This is a genomic window from Chryseobacterium panacisoli (genome assembly GCF_008274625.1).
GTDB classification, from domain to species: Bacteria; Bacteroidota; Bacteroidia; order Flavobacteriales; family Weeksellaceae; genus Chryseobacterium; species Chryseobacterium panacisoli.
The window spans coordinates 143,839-158,539 of sequence record NZ_VTRU01000002.1 but is presented as its reverse complement, the minus strand read 5'-3'; the positions used below and the strand labels follow the sequence as shown (position 1 = coordinate 158,539).

General features: G+C 37.0%; 16 protein-coding genes. 9 read left to right on the top strand and 7 right to left on the bottom strand.

Annotated features, from left to right (window positions below):
• The first annotated feature begins 42 nt into the window (after positions 1-42).
• From sufB to sufD, 4 genes are all read left to right on the top strand, one after another.
• Positions 43-1,491 carry a Fe-S cluster assembly protein SufB gene (gene sufB, locus FW781_RS11255; RefSeq protein ID WP_047380189.1) on the top strand — a complete coding sequence of 483 codons (1,449 nt, stop codon included), beginning with the start codon at positions 43-45 and terminating at the stop codon, positions 1,489-1,491.
• Between the two features lie 6 nt (positions 1,492-1,497).
• Positions 1,498-2,004, top strand: a complete 507-nt coding sequence (locus FW781_RS11250) for a GNAT family N-acetyltransferase (protein ID WP_149387528.1) — start codon at positions 1,498-1,500, stop codon at positions 2,002-2,004.
• Positions 2,005-2,022: 18 nt separating this feature from the next.
• Positions 2,023-2,766, top strand: coding sequence for a Fe-S cluster assembly ATPase SufC (gene sufC, locus FW781_RS11245; RefSeq protein WP_077413357.1), 744 nt, complete (start codon positions 2,023-2,025; stop codon positions 2,764-2,766).
• Positions 2,767-2,931: 165 nt separating this feature from the next.
• Positions 2,932-4,239, top strand: a complete 1,308-nt coding sequence (gene sufD / locus FW781_RS11240; protein ID WP_149387818.1) for a Fe-S cluster assembly protein SufD — start codon at positions 2,932-2,934, stop codon at positions 4,237-4,239.
• Between the two features lie 74 nt (positions 4,240-4,313).
• Here sufD and FW781_RS11235 read toward each other — a convergent pair whose 3' ends face one another.
• Positions 4,314-5,237, bottom strand: coding sequence for a DUF3078 domain-containing protein (locus FW781_RS11235; protein ID WP_149387527.1), 924 nt, complete (start codon positions 5,235-5,237; stop codon positions 4,314-4,316).
• Positions 5,238-5,465: 228 nt separating this feature from the next.
• On the bottom strand, positions 5,466-6,392 hold the full coding sequence (locus FW781_RS11230) for a DUF3078 domain-containing protein (protein WP_149387526.1): 927 nt from the start codon (positions 6,390-6,392) through the stop codon (positions 5,466-5,468).
• A gap of 247 nt (positions 6,393-6,639) precedes the next feature.
• On the opposite strand from FW781_RS11230, the gene FW781_RS11225 reads away from it, so the two are divergent.
• The 4 genes from FW781_RS11225 to FW781_RS11210 all read left to right on the top strand — a co-directional run bounded on the left by FW781_RS11225 (position 6,640) and on the right by FW781_RS11210 (position 10,597).
• Complete coding sequence (locus FW781_RS11225) at positions 6,640-7,407, top strand: rhomboid family intramembrane serine protease (protein ID WP_149387525.1); 768 nt, start codon at positions 6,640-6,642, stop codon at positions 7,405-7,407.
• Positions 7,408-7,439: 32 nt separating this feature from the next.
• Positions 7,440-8,549, top strand: a complete 1,110-nt coding sequence (gene dprA, locus FW781_RS11220; RefSeq protein ID WP_149387524.1) for a DNA-processing protein DprA — start codon at positions 7,440-7,442, stop codon at positions 8,547-8,549.
• Positions 8,550-8,739: 190 nt separating this feature from the next.
• Positions 8,740-10,098, top strand: coding sequence for an NADP-specific glutamate dehydrogenase (gene gdhA / locus FW781_RS11215; protein ID WP_047376148.1), 1,359 nt, complete (start codon positions 8,740-8,742; stop codon positions 10,096-10,098).
• Between the two features lie 130 nt (positions 10,099-10,228).
• Complete coding sequence (locus FW781_RS11210; RefSeq protein ID WP_149387523.1) at positions 10,229-10,597, top strand: iron chaperone; 369 nt, start codon at positions 10,229-10,231, stop codon at positions 10,595-10,597.
• Between the two features lie 44 nt (positions 10,598-10,641).
• On the opposite strand, the gene FW781_RS11205 is transcribed toward FW781_RS11210, so the two are convergent.
• The 3 genes from FW781_RS11205 to FW781_RS11195 all read right to left on the bottom strand — a co-directional run bounded on the left by FW781_RS11205 (position 10,642) and on the right by FW781_RS11195 (position 12,635).
• Complete coding sequence (locus tag FW781_RS11205) at positions 10,642-10,944, bottom strand: hypothetical protein (protein WP_047380180.1); 303 nt, start codon at positions 10,942-10,944, stop codon at positions 10,642-10,644.
• Positions 10,945-11,174: 230 nt separating this feature from the next.
• Positions 11,175-11,663 (bottom strand): YkgJ family cysteine cluster protein, encoded by a 489-nt coding sequence (locus tag FW781_RS11200; protein WP_149387522.1) that lies wholly within the window; start codon positions 11,661-11,663, stop codon positions 11,175-11,177.
• Positions 11,664-12,635: an ion channel gene (locus FW781_RS11195; protein WP_149387521.1), complete on the bottom strand. Its 972-nt coding sequence runs from the start codon at positions 12,633-12,635 to the stop codon at positions 11,664-11,666.
• A gap of 145 nt (positions 12,636-12,780) precedes the next feature.
• On the opposite strand from FW781_RS11195, the gene FW781_RS11190 reads away from it, so the two are divergent.
• Complete coding sequence (locus FW781_RS11190; RefSeq protein WP_149387520.1) at positions 12,781-13,161, top strand: group III truncated hemoglobin; 381 nt, start codon at positions 12,781-12,783, stop codon at positions 13,159-13,161.
• A gap of 64 nt (positions 13,162-13,225) precedes the next feature.
• Here the strand turns inward: FW781_RS11190 and FW781_RS11185 are convergent, their stop codons facing one another.
• Together FW781_RS11185 and FW781_RS11180 are read right to left on the bottom strand one after the other, a co-directional pair.
• Positions 13,226-14,296: a calcium:proton antiporter gene (locus tag FW781_RS11185; protein WP_149387519.1), complete on the bottom strand. Its 1,071-nt coding sequence runs from the start codon at positions 14,294-14,296 to the stop codon at positions 13,226-13,228.
• Positions 14,297-14,361: 65 nt separating this feature from the next.
• Entirely contained in the window at positions 14,362-14,700 is a 339-nt protein-coding gene (locus tag FW781_RS11180; RefSeq protein WP_149387518.1) for a DUF6122 family protein, read from the bottom strand.
• Between the last annotated feature and the right edge of the window lies 1 nt (position 14,701).

Sequence of the window (14,701 nt, the reverse complement as noted above, 5' to 3'; positions counted from 1 at the left end):
TCTGAATGCTGAAATCTACCATCTGAAATCTAAAAAATAATAATGAGTAAATATACAGAAGACGATTTAAGGGTCGATCTAGAAAATAAAAAATATGAATTCGGTTGGGAAACGAAGATTGATTATGAAGATTTCCCGATCGGTTTAAATGAGGATATCATCCGTGCGATCTCTGCTAAAAAAGAAGAGCCGGAATGGATGACTGAATGGCGACTGGAATCTTTCAAAATCTGGTTGAAAATGGTAGAGCCTAACTGGGCGAATATCAAGTATGAGAAACCGGATTTTCAAGCAATCCGTTACTATGCTGCTCCTAAAGTAAAGCCGGAACTGGCAAGTCTTGACGAGGTAGATCCTGAATTATTAGCAACTTTTGCAAAATTAGGGATCAATATCGAAGAGCAAAAAAGACTTTCAGGTGTTGCCGTAGATATCGTAATGGATTCAATTTCTGTGAAAACTACTTTTCAGGATACATTGGCAGAGAAAGGAATTATTTTCTGTTCAATTTCTGAGGCCATTAAAAACCACCCTGATTTGGTAAGAAAATATCTTGGAAAAGTAGTTCCGAGAGGAGATAATTTCTATGCAGCATTAAATTCCGCAGTATTTTCTGACGGAAGTTTCTGCTACATTCCCAAAGGGGTAAAATGCCCAATGGAGCTTTCCACCTATTTCCGTATCAACCAGGCAGGAACAGGACAGTTTGAAAGAACGCTTCTTGTAGCTGATGAGGGAAGTTATGTTTCCTATCTTGAAGGATGTACAGCACCATCAAGAGATGAAAACCAGCTTCACGCTGCAGTAGTGGAACTGATTGCTTTAGACGGAGCTGAGATCAAATATTCTACAGTTCAGAACTGGTATCCTGGTAATGAAGAAGGTAAAGGAGGGGTATTCAACTTTGTAACGAAGAGAGGACTTTGCGAAAGAAATGCAAAAATCTCATGGACTCAGGTAGAAACAGGTTCGGCTGTAACATGGAAATATCCTTCTTGTATTCTGAAAGGAGACAATTCTATCGGAGAGTTCTACTCTATTGCGGTAACCAACAACCATCAGTATGCAGATACAGGAACAAAAATGATCCACATTGGAAAGAATACCAGATCAACAATTATTTCCAAAGGTATTTCTGCAGGAAAATCTCAAAACTCATACAGAGGACAGGTGAAAGTAATGCCTTCAGCAAAAGGAGCAAGAAACTTCTCTCAATGTGACTCTCTATTGATGGGTAATGAATGTGGTGCCCACACTTTCCCTTATATTGAAATCAAAGATCCTACTGCACAGCTAGAGCACGAGGCAACGACTTCAAAAATCGGGGAGGATCAGATTTTCTACTGTAACCAAAGAGGTATTGATACGGAAAGAGCAATTGCTTTGATCGTGAATGGTTTCAGTAAAGAAGTTTTGAACAAGCTTCCAATGGAATTTGCTATTGAAGCACAGAAATTACTTGAAATTTCATTAGAAGGTTCAGTAGGATAAGAAAATATGATAGCTACAGAAAGATTAATTTTAAGAAAACCTACAAAAGAAGATTTTGAAAGATTCTTTGAAATTAATCATGATCCTCAAACCAATATTCATAATCCAAGCGGACCAATGAGTTTTGAAAAAGCAGAAAGCACATTTACAAGAATGCTTGATCATTGGGAAAAGTACAGTTTTGGAGGCTGGGTGATTGTTGAAAAGGATGATCCAGAAAATATAATAGGTTTTGGAGGATTGAGCTATAAACTCTACGGAGAAGAAGAAAAATTGAATTTAGGCTATCGTTTTGCTTCCGAGGCATGGGGGAAAGGATACGCCACAGAATTCACAAAGAAAGCTATAGATTTTGGGTTAAACGAAGACAATAAAGAAGAAATATTCGCCATTGTCCGTCCCAGTAATATAGTTTCTGTTAAAGTATTGGAAAAGGCAGGTATGATACAAATCGGGACACTGAATGATGTCCCTGGTCAACCTGAAAGTTTAGTATATAGAATTCAAAAATAATTTGTTTAAGCAAATAAAATGTTAGAAATTAAAAACCTTCACGCCAAAATTGAAGATGGCGCAGAAATATTAAAAGGTATTAATCTTGAAATAAAGCCAGGCGAAGTTCACGCTATCATGGGGCCGAACGGAGCTGGGAAATCTACCCTTTCTTCTGTAATCGCTGGTAAAGAAGATTACGAAGTGACTGGTGGAGAGATTCTTTTCCAGGGAGAAGATATCGTTGAAGATGCTCCTGAAGACAGAGCTCACAAAGGAATTTTCCTTTCTTTCCAGTATCCAGTGGAAATTCCGGGAGTTTCTGTAACGAACTTTATCAAAGCTGCTTTGAACGAAACAAGAAAAGCAAACGGACTGGAAGAAATGCCGGCAAAAGAAATGCTTGCATTAATCCGTGAAAAATCTGAAAAGCTGGGCATCAAGAAAGATTTCCTTTCAAGATCATTAAACGAGGGATTCTCAGGAGGTGAAAAGAAAAGAAATGAGATCTTCCAGATGATGATGCTTAATCCTAAACTGGCTATTCTTGATGAGACCGATTCCGGATTGGATATCGATGCTTTAAGAATCGTTGCAGACGGGGTAAACCACTTTAAAAATGAAGGGAATGCAGTTCTTTTGATTACGCACTATCAGAGATTGCTTAATTATATTCAACCGGATTTCGTTCATGTTTTAGCAGATGGAAAAATCATCAAGACTGGTGACAAATCCTTAGCATTAGAACTTGAAGCAAAAGGTTACGACTGGCTTCTTAATTAAGAAGAAAATATATTATTTCAGAGATTATAATTTTCGCAGTCATTCGTGAAACGTAGTAAAATAAAGAATCTCTAACATTAAAAATTGGATTCCTTGTTCCTCGGAATAGCAATATTTTAGTTCAAAAAAAAAGAAAAAATGGTGCAAACCACAGATATACCAGTAATGGCATTAAAAGAACAGATCATAGAGAACCATAATGAATTTTTGGAGAGTCTTCGTCACAGGTTTCTGGATGACAGTAGAAAAGCAGCTCTTCAAAGGTTTCAAAGTGTTGGTTTTCCGACAAAAAAAGACGAAGAATATAAATATACCAATCTAAAGGAAATCACGGAAAAAAGCTACAACTTCTTCCCGAAAGAGAGCCACAATATCACCAAAGAACAGTTTGATGAACTGCACCTTGGTGAAGAAAATTTTGATTGGATTGTTTTTGTAAACGGTAAACTTCATAAAGAACTTTCAAAAGTTTCTATTGAAAATGTAGAATTCCTTTCATTCAACTATGCATTGAATGATGAGAAGCATAAAGAGGTTTTTGAAAAATACTTCAATACCATTGCTTCTAAAGAACAAGCTTTTACAAACTTAAACCTTGCTTACTGCAAATACGGTTTCTTTTTGAAAGTTCCTAAGAATGTAGTGATTGAAAAACCAATCCACATTTTTTATATTTCTCAGAATCAGGAAGAAAATACGTTCTACAACACAAGAAACCTTTTAATTGTAGAAGAAGGAGCCAAAGTAGAAGTGATTGAAAGCCACCATAATTTTGACAGCACTTATGTATTGACCAACTCTGTAACGGAAATCTTTACATATCCCAATGCAAAAGCTGACTGGCATAAGCTTCAGAATGACAACAACACAACATATCTTATCGACAATACATTCGCAAGACAAGAAAAAGACAGCTTAACCACTGTAAATACTTTCTCTTTCGGAGGTAAACTGGTAAGAAACAACCTTGATTTTATTCATAATGGATCTAATATCAATTCATTCATGAACGGAATCACGATCATTGGGAAAGATCAGTTGGTAGACCACCACACGGCAGTTCACCACAACTTCCCGAACTGTGAAAGTTATCAGAACTATAAAGGAATCTTCGATGGGAATGCCCACGGAGTTTTCAACGGGAAAGTTTTTGTAGATAAAATTGCTCAGAAAACAAATGCTTATCAGCAAAACAACAACGTGTTGCTAAGTGAAGGGGCAAGCATCGATACAAAACCGCAGTTGGAGATCTTTGCAGATGATGTAAAATGTTCTCACGGATGTACAGTAGGTCAGCTGAATGAAGATGCCCTATTCTACCTGAGAGCAAGAGGAATCTCTAAAAAAGAAGCTCAGGCATTACTTTTATATGCTTTCGCAAATGATGCCATGCAAAATATTGATATAGAGCCTCTAAAAGAGAAAATTTCAAAGCTATTGGCAGAGAAACTAGGAGTAGATATAGAATTCTAAGACTTATATATATTGATACGAAAAAGCACTTCTTTTTGAAGTGCTTTTTTATTTTTTACGGGTGTCTATCCCGCTTATTTCTTTAACCAGCCTTGGTTATCCTTATTATCTGAACGTTTCTTACCATTATCAAAATTATAAGCCAAACCTACGCCCAATGTCTGCTTCAACTGTGTTTTCCAGATCTGATTATGGTCATACAGCAGATCCAGGGTAATATTGGATGAAATATATTTATTGATCTTCATATTTAATACCGCTCCATAAGCCAATACCAATCTATCCGGATGATCCAGATAATTTGAAAATACAGATGCTGTATTGGTCAGATTAATATTCTCCATGATCTTAATCTTATAGATGGCTGTTCCAAGGAAACCGAACTGGAAAAGTGATGAATCACCATCATTTTTAAGGCCATATGTTCCGGCAGTTTGGAGATCCTTATCTAAAACAAAAGTCCATCTCGCGTTAGCAGGACGTAATGTTACGGTCAAATTATCATTAGGGCGATAGGTAACCCCTGCACCCACATTCAGATATCCCGGAGCCATGAAATTGGAAATCTTTTTAGCATCAGGGTTATTTCCATCTTCATATCCCGGCGCAAACTGAGTCTGAAGGCCTGCTCCTCCTGAGAAATACCAGCTTTCAGCAAACTTTCTACCATAGTTTGTAGAAAGGTTGATAACATCCTGAGTTTTTCGCACGCCTGTACCTTGAGTATTATTCTGTCCGTAGCCCAAAATAATGATATTTTCCCAAAGATCTTTCCCTTTCTCATAAGTCAGGTTGTAATTGACACCGGCAAGCCATCCTACGTTGTTGGCTCCCCCTCCTACCCAGTTTGAAAAGGCAGCCTGGTTAAGCATTAATGTATTTTGTCCTTGAATAGACCAGGCTTTAACAGTGTCTGTTGCCGGAGCCTCTGTTTTAGTTTCTTGTGCCAAAGCTATCGCTCCAAAAGAAATGGAACTGATCAATAAAAGTTTTTTCATAATAATGATTTATTACAAATGTATAAATAATAATCTACGCCTAAATAAAATTCACTTTAAAATGAATTTAACATAGTTGATTTTTTGCCTATAATACAATGAAAACAAACCATTTAAACACCCAAGGATCACACTCCAAACTTAAATCAACTTAAAACTACATTATTTAAAAAACAAAAAACACCTCATTTCTGAAGTGTTTTTCTATTAAAACTGATGTAATTATTATTATTTTTTAATCCACCACTGACTGTCCTTACGGTCAGAACGCTTCACACCATTATCAATGGTATACGCGAACCCGATTCCAAGGGTCTGTTTCAGCTGTGTTTTTTCGATCTGATTGTGATCATAGAGCAAATCAAGCGTTACATTGGAAGAAATATATTTGTTTACTTTAAGGTTTAACAGGGCTCCATAAGCAAGGACCAATCTGTCCGGGCGGTCAAGGTAATTCGAGAAAACCGAAGCCGTATTGGTTAAGTAAATATCTTCCATTATTTTCAGCTTATAAATTGCCGTTCCAAGGAAACCGAACTGTAACAAGGAGGTATCACCATCATTTTTTAAACCATAACTTCCTGCGGTCTGAAGGTCTTTATCCAGTACAAAGGTCCATCTGGCGTTGATAGGACGTAAAGTAACAGTCAAATCATCATTGGGCCTGTAGGTGATACCCATACCCACATTCAGATAGCCTGGTGCCATAAAATTTGATATTTTCTTTGCTTCGGGATTATTTCCATCCTCATATCCTGCAGCAAACTGAGATTGTAATCCTGCTCCTGAAGAAAAATACCAGCTTTTTGAAAACTTCCTTCCATAATTGGTTGAAATGTTGATCACATCCTGTGTTTTTCTTATTCCTAATCCTTTTGTGTCATTCTGCCCATAGCCCAGTATGATAATATTCTCCCAGAGATCTTTGTCTTTTTCATAGGTCAGATTGTAATTGACACCGGCAAGCCACCCTACGTTGTTGGCTCCCCCTCCTACCCAGTTTGAAAAAGCAGCCTGATTGATCATTAACGTGTTTTTCCCAATTACTGACCAGTATTTCACTGTGTCTACCACTACGGAATCTTTTTTCAATTCTTCTTGTGCACTTGCATATATTCCTATAAAACAGGAAAGAATCAATAAAAACTTCTTCATTACTCAAATAATTTTCAATGCAAAAGTATTAATATAATTTTTTTTAAAGGTAAATTCAGCTTTAAAGAATTCTAATTCATAAAGTTGAATTACCTAATAATAAGATACCTCTGTAAAATCAATGCCAAAATAATAAGCTTAAAAACAAATTTGATACCTTTTGTCTTAAAATCAAGTAAGTAGAAACTGATTCATCGACAAATTTTCCGAAATTTATCATTGGCTTTTGATTTGACATAAAATCCTCATGTTTAAAAATGCAATTTCCAAAAAAGCGATTATCTACCCTTTGCTGATGCTTTCTGCAATGTGGTTTGGATATTTTTTACAAATGCAGGGCTTTTTTCAAAGCTGCTTTGGAGCGATCATTCCGCTTTTGCCTGAAGGATTGCTCGGTATCGTTACCTCTCCTCTTTTGCATGGCAATATTGATCATATTATAGGAAATTCAATTCCGATAGCTGCACTTATGTTTTTGCTCTATCAGTTTTACCCAATAGTTGCAAATAAAGTTTTTATTATCGGCTGGCTGGCAACAGGGCTTTTAGTATGGCTCCTTCCTCCTATTGACATTTTCTCTGGCGAATACATGTACACTTGTACAATAGGAGCCAGTGGCGTAGTCTACGTTCTTGCATTCTTCCTTTTTTTCAGCGGGGTATTTAAATGGAATACAAAACTTCTTACGATTTCAATGCTTGTTGTGCTGTATTATGGAAGTTTAGTCTGGGGAATGCTGCCTGAAGAGCTGTTTTATACCATGCAGGAACCGAGTAAAATTTCATGGCAGGCTCATCTTTCCGGAGCTGTAGTAGGAAGTATAATTGCATTTGCTTTTAAAAATGTGGGGGAAAAGAAGAAAATGTTTATTTGGGAATTTCCCAATTATTATAGCGAAAAGGATGATAAATTGTGGCAGGAATATAAAGAAAATCATCCGGAAGATTTTATGGAGCTCCCCTATAAAAAAAGAGATGATATTTGGGATCATTTGGATGAATTAAGGAAGAAATAATTCTTAATTCACTACATTTGAAAAAAACACACATGATTTCCGAAGAATACTTTTATGCAATCGCCCTTCGCGAATGCAGCCAGATTGGAGACATTCATTTTCATAAACTTATCCGTACTTTTGGAAGTGCTCAGGAAGCATGGAAAAGAGCAAAGAAAGAATATAAAAAACTGGAAGGCATAGGACAAAAAACAGTTTCAGACATTGGGAATAATGATCATTTGAAATTCGCAGAAGAAGAATTAATTTTTTGTGAAAAGAATAATATTCAAATCAGACTGAAGCATCTTAATGAAACTCCTTTACTACTTAGTGAATGTAATGATGCACCAGCTATTCTATATCAGAAAGGAAAGATAGATGATACACTGTCTAAAGTAAGTATTGTAGGAACCCGAAATATGACTGGCTATGGCCAAAAATTTATTGAAGACTTCTTTGAAGCAACTCAATCTTCAAAATATACATCAGTGAGCGGACTTGCTCTTGGAGTTGACAAAGAAGTTCATGAGCAGTCTATTCGTCATCAGAAACCTACAGTTGCTGTTCTTGCGCATGGTTTCCAATATTTATATCCATCAAAAAACAAAAAGCTTTCAGAGAAAATTTTGGAAGAAGGAGGTACATTAATTACAGAGTTCAGTTCTTCTCAAAAACCAGATCGTGAAAACTTCATCCAAAGAAATAGAATTGTAGCAGGAATGTCTCCCGCAACCATTGTGGTGGAAACCGGTTTTGGAGGAGGCTCTGTAAGCACCGCCACTTTTGCTAATGATTATAATCGTGACGTTTTTGCCCTTCCGGGAAAAATTACAGACCTCTGCAGCCAGGGATGTAATCAGTTGATTTTCCATAACAAAGCAACAGCCATTTCTACCATAAAAGATCTCATTAGCATACTCGGATTTGATAGTCCTAAAGAAAAAATAGAAGAGTTATTTCCTTATAGCGAGACTACGATACAATTATCTGATAATCAGTCTTTAATATATCAATCTATTAAAGACCAACCTAAGATTTCTCTGGATGATCTGTCGCAGAAAATTAAGATCCCCACTCACAAAATCTTACCAATAATTTTGGAATTGGAACTTTTAGGGAAAGTAAAATCGTTTTCCGGGAGGCAATTCATCGCAATTTAAGATTTAATGATTTCTTAATATTGCATTATTTCACACATAACATTTCATTTTTAATAAAATTTAAACACTAATTATCAATTTAATAATATTACGAAACATTATTATTTAATTTTTAACAATGTTGAAATACAGTGTTGTGAATCTTGAAAAAAAAATTAAATTTGTTGACAATAATATTCAACCTTAATATATGGAACAATATAATATTGACCAGAAAATCCAAGAGTTTATTGCAAAAATTGAAGCAAAAAATCCTAACGAACCGGAATTCTTACAGGCTGTAAAAGAAGTTGCCGTAACCGTAATTCCATTCATTGCTACTAAAAAAGAATATACCGGAATGAAGCTGCTTGAAAGAATGGCTGAAGCTGAAAGAATTATTATTTTCAGAGTTCCATGGGTTGATGACAAAGGAGAAATTCAGGTTAACAGAGGTTTCAGAATTCAGATGAACTCTGCTATTGGACCATACAAAGGAGGAATCCGTTTCCACCCTACTGTAAACTTATCAGTTCTTAAATTCTTAGCTTTCGAGCAAGTATTCAAAAACTCATTAACAACTCTTCCAATGGGAGGTGGTAAAGGAGGTTCAGATTTCGATCCACAAGGAAAATCTGATATGGAAGTAATGCGTTTCTGCCAGGCTTTCATGACAGAATTGTGCAAACATATCGGTCCTGAAACAGACGTACCTGCAGGGGATATCGGTGTTGGAGCAAGAGAAATCGGATATTTATTCGGACAATACAAGAAAATCAGAAACGAGTTTACCGGAGTTCTTACAGGAAAAGGTCTTGCTTACGGAGGATCGCTGATCCGTCCTGAAGCTACAGGATATGGTGTAGTATACTTCGCTGAGCAGATGTTGAAGACTATCGGACAGGACTTCCAAGGTAAGACAGTAACGGTATCAGGTTTCGGAAACGTAGCCTGGGGAGTGATCAAAAAAGCAACTGAACTAGGCGCTAAAGTGGTAACAATCTCTGGACCAGACGGATACATTTATGACAAAGACGGTATCAGCGGAGAAAAGATCGATTATTTATTAGAGCTTAGATCTTCAGGAAACAACAGAGCTGAGGATTATGCTAAAAAATATCCTTCTGCTGAATTCCATGCTGGAAAACGTCCTTGGGATGTGAAGTGTGATGTTGCTTTCCCTTCTGCAACTCAAAACGAATTAGATTTAGATGATGCAAGAAAACTAGTTGAAAATGGATGTGTTTGTGTAACTGAAGCGGCTAATATGCCTTCTACACTAGACGCCATCAACTATTTCTTAGATAATAAAGTATTATTCTCTCCTGGTAAAGCTTCCAATGCTGGAGGTGTTGCTACATCAGGATTAGAAATGACTCAGAACTCTATCCGTCTTAACTGGACTTCTGAAGAGGTTGATGCAAGATTAAAGGAAATCATGATTGGTATCCACAAAGCTTGTAGAGACTACGGAAAAGACGAAGACGGTTATGTAAACTACGTAAAAGGTGCAAATATTGCCGGCTTCGTAAAGGTAGCAGAAGCAATGTTGGCTCAAGGAGTTGTGTAACAAAAGAAACAAAGGTTGGGAAAAATTCCCGACCTTTTTTGATATAGCCTGTTCCCGGGATAATGGGAAAAAAGTAAAAAGTGAAAGGAGAAAGCGCTGCTATATGCAGCGCTTTTTTTATTTTTATATCATGAAAAACACTTTTAAAAATATTGATGAATATGTTCTTCTGTTCCCCATAGAAATACAGGAAAAACTGCTTGAGCTGAGACAAGCCATTCACTCACAGGTTCCCGGTCTGGAAGAATATATCGGCTACCAGATGCCTGCTTTCAGATATAAAGAAAAGCCTTTGGTTTATTTTGCCGCGTATAAAAAACACATTGGCTTTTATCCCGGACCTGAAGGGATCAGTCATTTTGAAACGGATTTTGAGGAAAGAAAATATAAGTTTTCCAAAGGAGCTGTACAGTTTCCGATTTCTGAAGATCTTCCTATCGATTTAGTCAATACGATTGTCCGGTTCAAAGTAAAGGAAATTGATCAAAAAAAATCCTGAAATACAAGATTTCAGGATTCCGACTAGTGTTTGCTAAAGTACTTTTACTTTTTCTTCTTTTTGTCTTTCTTCTCTTCTTTAGGCGCATCTGCAGGTTTAGTTGCATCTGTAGGTGTTGTGCTTACAGTTGGGTCAGTTGCAGGAGCTGTTTCCATTGTGGTAGCAGGTGTTTTTTCCTGTTGAGTCTTTGGATCCGAAGGACTTGTAGTCTGTGTATTCGGTTGTTGGGTTTGAGTTGTCGTTGTGTTATTAGTAGAAGTATCGGCCGGCTTTTGTGGTGTAGATTGTGCTGATACTGCGATTACTCCGACTAATGTAAACGCTGCCGTTAAAAATAACTTTTTCATAATGTAATATTTAAATGATTGTTTAACTTAAACGAAGCATCATTTATAAAATTATGTGTAATAAGCTTATTTAACGTACTTTATAATTATTTAAGAGGAATTTGCAAAAATAATTATAATAATTTGGATAGAGGACCGAAGCCTGAAGCTTGAAGTTTATTGCAGTTGAAACATCAATTCTTTGGCGTAATAGCTTTCTGCTCCCATCATCCTTCTTCCATCCTTAGAAATTATTTCGCTATATTCTTCATCATTTTTTCTACGAATTCAAAAGCGGCCGGGCAGATCACTGTATTCTTCAGCATCAGGTTATTAATCTGGTAAATCTTCTTCCGGTCCGTATGAGGATATTCACGGCAGGCTTTCGGTCTTACTTCATAAATAGAACAGGTATTATCACTGTTCAGGAAAAAGCAGGGAAGATTCTGCAGTACTTTATCATTGTCTTCATCTACTCTTAAAAATTTGGCTTCAAAATCTGCAGATTTCATTCTGAGGTGCTTGGCAATACGCTCAATATCCTTTTCGGTATACAAAGGACCGGTTGTTTTGCAGCAATTGGCACATTGTAAACAGTCTATTTCATCAAAAACTTCCTCATGGGTTTCCTGTACAATATAGTCGAGATTTTTGGGCGGTTTTTTCTTTAATCCGTCCAGAAACTTTTTGTGTTCCTTCTGCTTTTGTACCGCTTGTTTTTTATAAAAATCTAAATTCATTTATTCTTTATTTCCGGTTGAGTCCGGGAGATCTTCTTTCTTATACTCATTTATTTTATCCAGATCCAGAACCGTCGTAAGATTTTCTTTGCTTGGATAATACATCGGAACAAATTTAGCTCCATACACAATTTCTCCTGTAGTGTATGAAGACCTCTGAACCACAGTGTTTGAAAACACTTCATCAAATGCCCTTACCTGTACAATAAGTTCAATATCCGTATTTTTAAAATCTTCTTCAGAAAAGCCATAGAACGGAGAGTTTTCATCAATTTTGTGTACAACAGTCCAGTTTAAGGCTAATGTATTGATCTTACTCATCTGGATATTAAGCCTGTAAAAATTGCTTTTGGGAATCCCGTTTTCTATCACTTCAATGGCTACAGATACAATGACGTCCGCATCCGTCAATGCATTATTTTTATAAGGAGCAAGCCTGAACATTAGGGCCGAAGATTCCTGAAAAGGAGCAATCACTGCTATATCAGAAAATCTTAGATAAGCTCTCGGCCTTGAAAATCTTCCGTAAAAAAGCCCCGTTGCAATGGCAAAGGTAAGCAATCCCAGAAAAGCCTCAAAAGTAGCAACAAGGCTGGCCAAAAATCCCACCGGAGCAATTCTTCCATATCCGACTGTTGTGAAGGTCTGGGAACTGAAGAAAAACACATCGATAAATTCGTTCAACGGATCACTTTTGTCAATTCCTGTAAGATGCTCAACACCTATCAGGTAATAGATCATTGCAAAAAGAAGATTGATAAGAATATAAGCGATGACCAAATAGGAAATAAAGCGAAATGAAGAAAGATTCAGCATGGTATGATACCAGCTTAACCTGTTAAAGACATTCACCCCTCTTCTCTGAACATTCGGAAGACCGTCTTTATTGATAAATCTTCCGGATGCATTAGTTCCGAAGCCACTGTTCTCCGTATTTTTCTGACGGATCTTTTTTCTGAATCCTCCTGTCATTTTTATAGCATTTGTTTTTGAATAGTTTAATTACCGAACATTGAACTTCTCCTTGTTTCCGGATACAAAGATAAAATATTGTTTTCATGAATTTTATCAATCAAATCATTACTTATCCAATTTGATTTTACAGTAAATTTGGCAGATGAAAAAGCTTGAATCAAGAGAGGATATCGAACATCTGGTTAATTCATTTTATGCCAAAGTAGTAAAGGATGAAACCATTGGTTTCTTCTTCAATGATATTGCTAAGGTTAACTGGGATAAGCATCTTCCCAAAATGTATTCTTTCTGGGAATCTATTCTTTTCGGGCAGATGTCTTATAAGGGAAATCCAATGGGGGTTCATTTCCCTATTAATGAGATACAGGCTATGGAACAGAAACATTTTGACAGATGGCTAGAGCTTTGGCGTACTACTATTGAAGAAAATTTTGTAGGAGAAAACGCAGATATGGCGATCTACAAATCCGAAAATATTGCAAAACTAATGGCTTTCAAGATGGAATTGGCGAGAAGACTTTAGTGAGCGGTGTAATTCGGGGTGCGAGATTCCGAGGGATTTATTTACCCCAGGTTTTCCTTCTTATCTAAGGCACAATTACCGTAAAGATATATGCTGCCAGATTCACTAATAAGACGGTTCCGTACAGGACATTTGTCTTACCGCGGCTTAATGAAAGCATTACAATAAATACGGATAAAGAAAGCAGGATAATATCTTTTTTGTCCAGACCTAGAACCAATGGAATATCATACATGATACATACTACGGAAACCGCCGGAATAGTCAATCCGATACTTGCCAATGCAGAACCCAGCGCAAGATTCAAGCTGGATTGTATTTGATTGGCTCTTGCTGCTCTGATTGCGGCAACCCCTTCCGGAAGCAGAACCACGGCTGCAATAATGACTCCAACAAGGGATTTGGGTGCCCCAAGGCTCTGTACCATCCCTTCTATTGTATCCGATAATCCTTTTGCCATAAGTACAACAATAACAAGGCAAACCACCAGGAAACCAAAACTGATAAGCGTTTTTGTGAGAGAAGGAATATAATGTTCTTCCGGATGTTCATCCGGAACTATAAAATAACTTCTGTGACGAACGGTCTGTACCATCAGGAAAATACCGTAAATGACAAGACAGGCAATGGATATAAAAATAAGCTGTGCTTCATTATAGAAAGGCCCGTTGACACTTGAAGTGAAATTGGGAAGGACCAGGGTAAGTACCAGGATTGAAACAATACTCACCAGATAAGTAGTTGCTGAGGTTCTTGCAAAGAACTGCTCATGATATTTAACACCGCCTACAAGAATACATATTCCCAGAATTCCGTTAAGAATAAGCATTACAGCGGCAAAAACCGTATCTCTGGCCAGCGTGATCGCCTGATCTCCGCCGGCCACCATCAGCGAGATGATCAACGCAACTTCAATAATGGTGATACAAAGCGCCAGAATAATGGTTCCGAAAGGCTCCCCTACTTTATGAGCCACTACTTCGGCATGGTGTACTGCTGACAATACACTTCCGATCAGTAAAACACCTGCAAGAATATCATAAAGAACCCCTGAACCCATCAGCCCGAAAAAGTAGTACCCTACCGCAAGGAGAGGAAAAATATAGGTATAATGTAAGAATTCTTTAGGTCTCATAAGTGACTACAAAATACAAAAAATCTATGAAATTTTCAATATCGAAAGAAAATATTAATAATATTTTAATGAGGCCAGAAGTTAAAGTCCTGATAATCTGTCAGCATATGAAGCAGAAGCCCAATTCCTATAATTCTGATATTTCCTTTAAAAAACAGCAGCAAAAAATACACCGCAATGGCATAATAAGAATGTAAAAAGTGAAAACCTATACTCTCTCTTGACGGATCAAAAATCGGGTTGGCAAAAAGATGATCCAGATCTACCAGCATGGTAGCCAGGAGAATAAAATAAGCTTTCTTCCAGTTTTTGCGATAGAAGATGAGTGCAATAAATACCGGAAAAACGAGATGCAGAAAATAATGAGTAAAAGTTTTGAGTACTGCGATGTCTGATGGAGCCATT